This is a genomic window from Dietzia sp. CW19 (assembly GCF_014145265.1).
Classification (GTDB): domain Bacteria; phylum Actinomycetota; class Actinomycetes; order Mycobacteriales; family Mycobacteriaceae; genus Dietzia; species Dietzia natronolimnaea.
In genome coordinates this window covers 1-9,412 of record NZ_JAALEE010000258.1, presented here as the reverse complement: position 1 = coordinate 9,412, position 9,412 = coordinate 1, and the positions used below count along the sequence as shown (strand labels likewise).

Sequence of the window (9,412 nt, the reverse complement as noted above, 5' to 3'; positions counted from 1 at the left end):
GACGCACTAACGGAGATACCCACTAGCCGATCATGTAGGCGAAACCCCGGCCCGATTTCTCTAGTGCGCGGAGGAAACGTCTCGCCCGGCCCAGGTGGAACTTCACGTACTGCGCTTCCGATTCCACTTCTCCGACCGAGTCGCTGTTGTGGCGGGTGAACCAGGGGACAAAGTCCGCGCGGGTGATCGCGTCCAGATCGTCGGCTATCCGGGCGACGTCTCCGGGCGGGATCGCTCTCACCCACGGCAGCCACGCCTCCCAGCCGTCTAGAGGTGTCACCTCTCCTTCGAACATCCGGTATGCCGGCCTGGGCTCTTCGGCTGGGTCGGACGGCTCCGACATCCTCTGGAGATTTCTCCACGCCTTGTCGAGGTAGAGCATGTCTTCCTCCGCAGGCCCCTGCTGAAAGTCGGTCGTACCCATGGTGAAGCCGTGGGGCAGACCGACGGCGTCCGCGAACGGGTCCGGACTGATGTGAGCCCGTGGGTCGGAGAGCACCGCCTGCGTGATCTCGGCGTCGAAGGCGTATGCGTAATAGCGGATTCCCATGTGTCCAGCATCCAACCGCCACCAGGGATCCGGTAAGCCCTCCACATCGATCTGTGGACAACAATCGCGGATGATCTTCGCCTGTGAAAAACCTCCGAAGTTTCTCGGCGACGGTGTAGAGGCATAGCGTCAGCCGGATTCACGGGGAGTCGAGCAGCTCGATCCCGTAGTCGGCGACAACGGCCCGCACCTCGGCGAGGTAGCGCTGCGCCTGCGCAGTGAGCGGGATCCCGGAATGGCTGATCCAGCCGATCTCGATGCTCTCGTCCACGTCGAGCGGGATGGCGACGATCTCCGGATCGAGGTCGTCGCTGATGATTCCGGTGGAGATCGTGTACCCGTCGAGACCGATCATGAGGTTGAAGATGGTCGCGCGGTCGGAGACCCTGATCTCTCTCTTACTCGACCGGGTGGAGAGGATCTCCTCAGCGAAGTAGAACGAATTGTTCGCGCCCTGGTCAAAAGTGAGCCTGGGCAGGTCCGCGAGATCGTCGAGGGTGACGCGTTCCCGGGATGCCAACGGGTTCTGCCTGGAGATGAAGATGTGCGGCAGCGCTGCGAAGAGTGGGTGGAAGACCAGGCCGGAATCGCGGAGGAGCTTGTCGATGACCTTCCGGTTGAAGTCGTTCCGGTAGAGCACACCCACCTCGCTGCGGAGGGTCCGGACATCCTCGATGATGTCCCAGGTTCGCGTCTCACGAAGCGAGAACTCGTACTGTTCCGCCTCGCCTGATCGCACCATCCGGATGAACGCCTCGACCACGAACGAGTAGTGCTGCGCCGACACCCCGAGCAGTCGGCGGGACGGCGGCTGACCGAGGTAGCGCTGCTCCAGTAGGGACATCTGCTCGACCACCTGCCTGGCGTAGCCGAGGAACTCCGCTCCCTCGTCGGTCAGCGTCACTCCTCGGGCGGATCGGACGAGGAGGGTGCGCCCCACTCTGTTCTCCAGGTCCTTCATGGAGGCGGACATGGTCGGCTGGGCGACATAGAGCAGCTCCGCAGCGCCGGTGATCGAGCCTTCCGCCGCGACCTCGATGAAGTAGTGCAGCTGCTGGAGGGTGATTCCCCTGGATTCTCGACGCATAGCTCAAGGCTATACAAACCCATACCAAATCGTAGTTACCCGATACCTGAACTGGGACTGCAGGATGGAGGCACAGACTTTCCGCCGCGCCGAGCCCGGCCGATCACGACCCGAACGGGACGCACATGTCGAACGAATTCACGTATCGCATCACCACCACCAGCTTCGACGAGAACTACTCACCGTCGGAGAATTCCCGAACCACCACGAACTTCGCGAACCTGGCCCGAGGCGAGCACCGTCAGCAGAACCTCCGCCGAACCCTGTCGATGATCAACCATCGGTTCAATGACCTCGCACGCCGGGACAATCCGACCGGGGATCGCTACTCCGTCGAGCTCGAGATCGTCTCCGCCGAGCTGCAGTTCCACTCGAAGGGCGCGGACCACCGGTTCCCCCTGATCGAGGTACTGGACATGCAGATCGTCGACCGGGACACCGGTGTTCGCATCCCCGGGATCGTCGGGAACAACTTCTCGTCCTACGTCCGCGATTTCGACTTCAGCGTTCGGCTGTCAGCGGTCAACGAGGGACGCTCCGAGTTCATCGTGCCCGGCGACTTCGGCGACCTGCACGGCAAGTTGTTCCAGCACTTCCTCGACTCCGAGGCCTACCGGGAGCGCTTCGAGGTGGATCCCGTGATCTGCATCAGTGTGTCCACGAGCCGGACCTACCGTCGGACCGGACACCACCATCCGACCCTCGGTGTCGAGTACCAGCAGGACGACTATTCGTTGACCGACGAGTACTTCCGCAAGATGGGGCTCCAGGTCCGGTATTTCCTGCCGCCCGGCGGAGTCGCCCCGCTCGCGTTCTACTTCCGAGGCGATCTGCTCAGCGACTACACCGACCTGCAGCTCATCGGCACGGTGAGCGTCATGGAGACCTTCCAGCGGATCTATCGGCCGGAGATCTACAACGCGACCTCCCCCGCCGCGGAGATCTACCGACCGACCCTGGAACAGAAGGACTACTCGCTCACCCCGATCATCTACGACCGTGTCGAGCGCAGTCAGCTCGCGAAGAAGCAGGGAAAGTACACGGAAGACCACCTTGTGGAGCCCCATCGCGAACTCCTCGAGCAGTGGGCCGCCCGCTACCCCGTCCTCGTCGGATGACCACCGGAGGAGAGTCGACCATGAACCAGATCCTGCCCACGTCCATCGTCGGCAGCCTGCCCAAGCCCTCGTGGCTCGCCCAGCCTGAAACCCTCTGGGCGCCCTGGAGGCTACAGGGCGATGAGTTGGTCGAGGGTAAGCAGGACGCGCTGCGCATTGCCGTGAAGGAACAGAGCGATCGCGGAATCGACATCGTCAGTGACGGCGAGCAGACCCGTCAGCACTTCGTCACGACGTTCATCGCGCATCTCGACGGGGTCGACGTCGAGCAGCGCGAGACGGTTCGGATCCGCGATCGTTACGACGCGAGTGTGCCCACCGTGGTCGGTGACGTGCGCCGCTCCACGCCGGTCTTCGTCGACGACGCGAAATTCCTACGACAGCAGACCGATCGGCCGATCAAGTGGGCGCTCCCCGGCCCCATGACTATGATCGACACGCTCTATGACGGCCACTACTCCAGTCGCGAGAAGTTGGCGTGGGAGTTCGCGACGATCCTCAACCAGGAGGCACGAGACCTGGAGGCTGCGGGGGTCGACATCATCCAGTTCGACGAGCCCGCGTTCAACGTCTACTCCGATGAAGTGAAGGACTGGGGCGTGGCGACGCTGGAAAGGGCGGCGGAGGGACTACGAGCGGAGACCGCGGTGCACATCTGCTACGGCTACGGGATCAAGGCGAACACCGACTGGAAGGCCACCCTCGGTTCGGAATGGCGCCAGTACGAGGAGTCGTTCCCCCTCCTGCAGCAGTCCAGCATCGACATCATCTCCCTGGAGTGCCGCAACTCCCGTGTCCCGATCGACCTCGTCGAACTGGTCCGCGGCAAGAAGGTCATGCTCGGGGCGATCGACGTGGCCAACGAGAAGGTCGAGACTCCGGAGGAGGTCGCCGCCACGCTCCGCAACGCCCTGCAGTTCGTCGATGAGGACAAACTCCTGCCGAGCACAAACTGCGGCATGGCGCCCTTATCCCGGGACATCGCACTGGCGAAGTTGAGCTCGCTCAGCGCGGGTGCTCGCATCGTTCGTGAGGAGCTATCGGCCGCCAAGGCCTGACCTATCGGTCTGAGAACGCCAGCGGCCCCGCCTGCCAAGGCAGACGGGGCCCTCGCTGAAGCGCCGAGGATCACACGTTGAAGCGGAACTCCACCACGTCGCCGTCGGCCATCACATAGTCCTTGCCCTCCATGCGCACCTTGCCGGCGGCCTTGGCGGCGGCCATGGAACCCGCGGCGTCGAGGTCGGAAAAGGACACGATCTCGGCTTTGATGAAGCCCTTCTCGAAGTCGGTGTGGATCACGCCGGCGGCCTTGGGGGCGGTGTCGCCCTTGCGGATCGTCCAGGCGCGCGACTCCTTGGGTCCGGCCGTGAGGTAGGTCTGCAGCCCGAGGGTGTGGAAGCCGGCGCGGGCCAGCGCGTTCAGGCCCGGCTCGTCCTGACCGATCGACTCCAGCAGCTCCATGGCGTCCTCTTCCTCCAACTCGCGGAGCTCGGACTCCACCTTGGCGTCGAGGAACACGCAGTCGGCGGGGGCCACGGCGGCGCGCAGCTCGGCCTGACGCTCCGCGTCGGTCAGCACGGCCTCGTCGGCGTTGAAGACGTAGAGGAACGGCTTGGCGGTCATCAGGTGCAGGTCTCGCAGCAGGGTGCGGTCGACCTCGTCCTGCGCCTTGAACAGGGTCCGGCCGTCCTCGAGCACGGCCTGCGCCTTGCGGATCTCCTCGAGCTGCGGAAGCAGGGACTTGTCCTTGCGGGACTCCTTCTCCAGGCGCGGAACGGCCTTCTCGAGGGTCTCCATGTCGGCCAGGATCAGCTCGGTGGCGATCACCTCGATGTCGGCCATCGGATCGACCCGGCCGTCCACGTGGATCACATCCGGGTCGTCGAACACCCGCACGACCTGGCAGATGGCCTCGGCCTCGCGGATGTTGGCGAGGAACTTGTTACCCATGCCCTCGCCGGTGCTGGCGCCCTTGACGATGCCGGCGATGTCCACGAACGACACGACCGCCGGCAGGATCCGCTCGGAGCCGAAGATCTCGGCCAGGCGGGCCAGGCGGGGATCCGGCAGGTCCACGACCCCGATGTTGGGCTCGATCGTGGCGAACGGATAGTTCGCGGCTAGCGCGTCGTTGTTCGTCAGGGCGTTGAACAGGGTCGACTTACCGACGTTGGGCAGTCCGACGATTCCGAGGGTGAGGCTCACGAGGCCCGAGTCTACGTCCCGCCCTGCCCGTGCCCCCTGCCCGCCACCCCGGCCGGTCACAGGGAGCGCGCCCGCGTGACCTCTGACATCATGTGTGACATGAGTGACGAGCCGAAACCGCCTCCTCCAGTCGGGACAGACGAGGAGCACGTCGACCGGTCCGTCCTCATCGGTCTCGGCGGGCGATGGGTCACCGACTGGGCGCTGCGCCTGGCCATCCTGCTCATCGCGGGGTGGCTGCTGAGCCAGATCGGTGGCGCGCTGTGGGTGGGCATCCTGCCGATCCTGCTCGCGCTCATCGTGGCGACGGTCCTCTGGCCCCCCACGGGATGGATGACCCGTCACGGCGTCCCCAAGGCCCTCGCCGCACTCATCTCGCTCCTCGGGTCGCTCGGAGCGGTCGCGGGCGTTCTCGCACTGATCGCCCCGTCGATCATCGATCAGAGCGTCCAGCTGGCGGATCAGGCCTCGGAGGCGATCGTCGAGGTCCAGGACTGGCTCCGGGGTCCGCCACTGAACATCCGGGACGAGCAGCTCGACAGCGTGCTGGGCCAGCTCAGCTCGACTCTGCAGGACCGCGGTGACCAGATCGCCAACGGCGTGTTCACCGGCGTGACCGCGGTGGGGTCGCTCCTCATCACCTTCGTCCTGGTCCTGGTCCTCACGTTCTTCTTCATCAAGGACGGCCCGCGGTTCCTGCCGTTCGTGCGCCGGATCGCCGGCCGCAATGCCGGCCGCCACCTCACCGAGGTCCTCACCCGCAGCTGGAACACCCTCGGCGGCTACATCCGGGCCCAGGCGATCGTCTCGTTCGTCGACGCCTTCTTCATCGGCCTCGCGCTGGTCCTCCTGGGTGTGCCGCTGGCGTGGGCGCTGGCGGTCATCACCTTCCTGGCCGGGTTCATCCCCATCGTCGGTGCGTTCACCGCCGGTGCGCTGGCGGTGCTCATCGCTCTGGTGGCCAACGGCCTGACCACCGCGATCATCGTGTTGGTCGTGATCATCGCGGTGCAGCAACTCGAGAGCAACATCCTCCAGCCGATCCTGCAGTCCAAGGCGATGAACTTGCATCCGGTGGTGATCCTGCTCGGGGTGGCCGCGGGCGGCACCCTGTTCGGCATCGTCGGGGCGTTCCTCGCGGTGCCGATCCTGGCGGTGGTCGCCGTGATGCTCCGCTACCTGGGCGAGCAGATCGATCTCCGGACCGGGGACGTCACCGCGTCGGACCTCGCGTCCGCCACCGACGAGGGACGTCTGACGGCCTGGCTCGGCGAGATGTCGAGCTCGCGGTTCGCGCCGCTGCGCAAGAGCAGCAACGCCATCATGGCTGGGATCAAGGACACCCGACCGGGACCGGTCCACGGGGCCCCGGACAGCGGGTCCGTCGGTGCGACCGGGCCGGGCGATTCGGTCGTGGGAACCCTCGAACTCGACGACGACGAGGTGGTCCCGCCGGATCCGGATGCCGACGATCCGTCCGCCGACCAGGCGAATCCTCCCACGGGGCCCGTCGACCCGAAGGCCGTGTACGGTAACCGACCCTCGCCCTCGGAGAGCAAGCCCAACGCGCTGCGGCGCTTCGGCAGATTCCTCGCTCGCCGACTCGAGAGTTAGAGTCTCATCCTGTGAGCACACGGAGGAGCGGACGGGTCCCGGCGGACGAGAGGTCCGTCGTCTCGACCGTTCGGGGCCTGCCGGCCTGGTCCGCGGTCCTGCTCGCGGTGGCCGTCACCCTCACCGGGGTGGCGATCGACTCGCTCTCCGGGGGCCTCGGCACCGGCTTCACCGTGGGCTACTTCCTCGGGTGTCTGATCGCGGTGCTGGCGGTGTCCCGCCGGGCGCTGTTCGTCGCCGGCATCCAACCGCCGCTCATCATGTCGGTGCTCGTCCCGATGGCCTCGGTGATCGCCGGAGCGGGACTGACCGCGGCGGCCTTCTCCCGTTCCCAGATGATCTCGTTGGTGCTGCCGCTGGCGACCAGGTTCCCGCTGATGCTCACGACCACCCTGGTCGTGGTGGCGATCGCCCTGATCAGGGCCTTCGTCCTCGAACCCCGCAGCCCGCGACCGGTGGCCGTCCGCCGCCAGCGGGCGGCCCCGGCGCACGCCCGCCGCTGAGGCTCCCGCGGATCCCGGGGCTCCCGCGGATCAGACCTTCTTGGGAACCCGCAGTTCGCGGGGCAGCGAGAACGTGATGGTCTCCTGGGCGGTCCGCACCGAGGAGACGTCGTTGAAGCCGTGGTCGGCCAGCAGGTCCACCACACCTCGGACCAGCAACTCCGGCACCGAGGCGCCCGAGGTCACCCCCACCGTGGTGACGCCCTCGAACCAGGACGTGTCGATCTCCTTGGCGTAGTCCACCAGGTGCGCGTCGCGCGCACCGGCCTGCAGGGCCACCTCGACCAGGCGGACAGAGTTGGACGAGTTCTGGGAGCCCACCACGATCACCAGGTCGCACTGCGGCGCCATCGTCTTGACCGCGACCTGCCGGTTCTGGGTGGCGTAGCAGATGTCGTCCGACGGCGGATCGATCAGCGTCGGGTACTTCTCCTTGAGCCGCCGCACCGTCTCCATCGTCTCGTCCACGCTGAGCGTGGTCTGCGAGAGCCAGATCAGCTTCTCGGTGTCGACGGGGATGTCGAGGGCGTCGACGGACTCCGGGCCGTCGACCAGGGTCACCACATCGGGGGCCTCGCCCGCGGTCCCCTCGACCTCCTCGTGGCCCTCGTGGCCGACCAGGAGGATCAGGTACCCCTCCCGGGCGAAGCGCTTGACCTCGGTGTGGACCTTGGTCACGAGCGGGCAGGTGGCGTCGAAGGTGTTCAGCTCCAGCTGCAGGGCGCTCTCGCGGACGGCCGGCGAGACGCCGTGGGCGGAGAACACCAGGTTCGACCCGTGCGGGACCTCGTCGGTCTCGTCGACGAAGATCACGCCCTGGTCGGTGAAGGACTCCACGACGTGCTTGTTGTGGACGATCTCCTTGCGGACGTACAGCGGGGCACCATGCTTGGCCAGGGCCTTCTCGACCGTCTCGACTGCCCGGTCGACGCCGGCGCAATAGCCGCGCGGTTCCGCGAGGAGCACTCGCTTGGTTGCCGGTTCGGCGATCATGTCGGTCTGCTCGGTCATGTCACCAGGGTACGGTTCATACTGGATTCCGACCATCACGCCTCCCGGACGCCCCCCGGCAGAGAGGTTCCCATGCTCCGTCCGTTCTTCCTCACCCGTGTCTCCATCGGGGTCGCCGCCTCCGCGGTGGAGCTCGCCGTGGAGCTCCCCGGTCGCGCGCTCCAGGCGGCGGTCTCGCTGCCCGCGGTCCCCGTGAAGGTCGCCGGCAGCCTGGTGCAGTCGTACCTGCACGCCGGCCAGACCGTCGCCGGTCTCGCGGTCAAGGGCGATCGGGTGATCGCGACGGTGTTCCCCTCCCGGTCGGACAAGCCGGAGTGGGCGACCTTCGACGAGGACCTCGACGACGACGGGGCCGGGGGCGGGGCTGACACCACCGAGGGCCCGGGCGGGGACCGCGGTCCCGGCGGCGACGAGCCCGACGTTCCGACCGGCCGCGTCGCCCCACGCACCACGTGACCGCCGGAGCGACGAGGTCCCCCAGCAGCCCCGAACAGCCGTGGCCGGTCCGGGTGGTCTCGGACCAGATCGCCAACTGGATCCACCGTCTCGGCGCCGTCTGGGTCGAGGGGCAGATCACCCAGCTCAGCCTGCGCCCGGGCACCCGGACGGCGTTCCTCACCCTGCGCGACCCCTCGGTGGACAATTCGCTGACCCTCACCTGCCCGCCCCGCCTCATCTCCGAGGCGCCCGTGCCGGTCACCGAGGGCAGCCGGGTCGTGGTCCGGGGAACGCCCCGCTTCTACACCGGTCGTGGATCGTTCTCGCTCCAGGTCTCCGAGATCCGCCCGGTGGGCATCGGCGAACTCCTCGCCCGCATCGAGAGGCTCAAGCAGGCCCTGGCCGCCGAGGGGCTGTTCGACCCTCGTCTCAAGCGCCCGCTGCCGTTCCTGCCGACCTGTGTCGGGCTGGTGACCGGCCGCGCGAGTGCGGCCGAGCGCGACGTGGTCGAGGTGTCCCGGGGTCGGTGGCCCGACGTGCGGTTCGGCGTCCGCAACACCGCGGTCCAGGGACCGTCGGCCGTACCGCAGATCCTGGAGGCGTTGGCGGAACTCGACGCCGACCCGGTCGTCGACGTGATCATCCTGGCCCGAGGTGGGGGCTCGGTCGAGGATCTCCTCCCGTTCTCCGACGAGGCCCTGGTGCGGGCGATCTCGCGGTGTCGCACGCCCGTGGTCAGCGCGATCGGACACGAGCCGGACTCCCCGCTCTCCGATCTGGTCGCCGACCTGCGCGCGGCCACCCCCACCGACGCCGCCAAGCGCGTGGTCCCGGACGTCGCCGAGGAGCGTCGCCGCATCGTCGAGGCCCGCGCCCGGACCGC

10 protein-coding genes are annotated in these 9,412 nt (G+C 67.1%); 6 read left to right on the top strand and 4 right to left on the bottom strand.

The window, feature by feature from the left end; all coding sequences use genetic code 11:
* Window positions 1–22: 22 nt before the first annotated feature.
* Window positions 23–550: a DUF1877 family protein gene (locus G6021_RS08390; protein WP_182641053.1), complete on the bottom strand. Its 528-nt coding sequence runs from the start codon at window positions 548–550 to the stop codon at window positions 23–25.
* A 139-nt stretch (window positions 551–689) separates the two neighbouring features.
* The gene (locus tag G6021_RS08385; protein WP_107749110.1) at window positions 690–1,637 is read right to left on the bottom strand and encodes a LysR family transcriptional regulator; all 948 of its coding nucleotides are present in this window, start codon (window positions 1,635–1,637) and stop codon (window positions 690–692) included.
* Between the two features lie 125 nt (window positions 1,638–1,762).
* On the opposite strand from G6021_RS08385, the gene G6021_RS08380 reads away from it, so the two are divergent.
* Window positions 1,763–2,755, top strand: a complete 993-nt coding sequence (locus tag G6021_RS08380) for a putative oxygenase MesX (protein ID WP_182641052.1) — start codon at window positions 1,763–1,765, stop codon at window positions 2,753–2,755.
* Window positions 2,756–2,775: 20 nt separating this feature from the next.
* A complete protein-coding gene (locus G6021_RS08375; RefSeq protein WP_182641051.1) occupies window positions 2,776–3,813 on the top strand; it encodes a methionine synthase in 1,038 nt (345 codons plus the stop codon).
* A 70-nt stretch (window positions 3,814–3,883) separates the two neighbouring features.
* Here the strand turns inward: G6021_RS08375 and ychF are convergent, their stop codons facing one another.
* Window positions 3,884–4,963 carry a redox-regulated ATPase YchF gene (gene ychF / locus G6021_RS08370; RefSeq protein ID WP_182641050.1) on the bottom strand — a complete coding sequence of 360 codons (1,080 nt, stop codon included), beginning with the start codon at window positions 4,961–4,963 and terminating at the stop codon, window positions 3,884–3,886.
* Between the two features lie 99 nt (window positions 4,964–5,062).
* On the opposite strand from ychF, the gene G6021_RS08365 reads away from it, so the two are divergent.
* Window positions 5,063–6,577, top strand: a complete 1,515-nt coding sequence (locus G6021_RS08365; protein WP_182641049.1) for an AI-2E family transporter — start codon at window positions 5,063–5,065, stop codon at window positions 6,575–6,577.
* Between the two features lie 11 nt (window positions 6,578–6,588).
* Window positions 6,589–7,080, top strand: coding sequence for a DUF6542 domain-containing protein (locus tag G6021_RS08360; protein WP_179525648.1), 492 nt, complete (start codon window positions 6,589–6,591; stop codon window positions 7,078–7,080).
* Between the two features lie 30 nt (window positions 7,081–7,110).
* Here G6021_RS08360 and G6021_RS08355 read toward each other — a convergent pair whose 3' ends face one another.
* The gene (locus G6021_RS08355; protein WP_179525649.1) at window positions 7,111–8,091 is read right to left on the bottom strand and encodes a 4-hydroxy-3-methylbut-2-enyl diphosphate reductase; all 981 of its coding nucleotides are present in this window, start codon (window positions 8,089–8,091) and stop codon (window positions 7,111–7,113) included.
* Between the two features lie 72 nt (window positions 8,092–8,163).
* On the opposite strand from G6021_RS08355, the gene G6021_RS08350 reads away from it, so the two are divergent.
* Together G6021_RS08350 and xseA are read left to right on the top strand one after the other, a co-directional pair.
* Complete coding sequence (locus tag G6021_RS08350) at window positions 8,164–8,547, top strand: hypothetical protein (protein WP_179525650.1); 384 nt, start codon at window positions 8,164–8,166, stop codon at window positions 8,545–8,547.
* Window positions 8,544–9,412, top strand: an 869-nt coding sequence (gene xseA, locus G6021_RS08345) for an exodeoxyribonuclease VII large subunit (protein ID WP_182641048.1), incomplete at its 3' end; no start/stop codon positions are given. The genes G6021_RS08350 and xseA, both read left to right, overlap by 4 nt.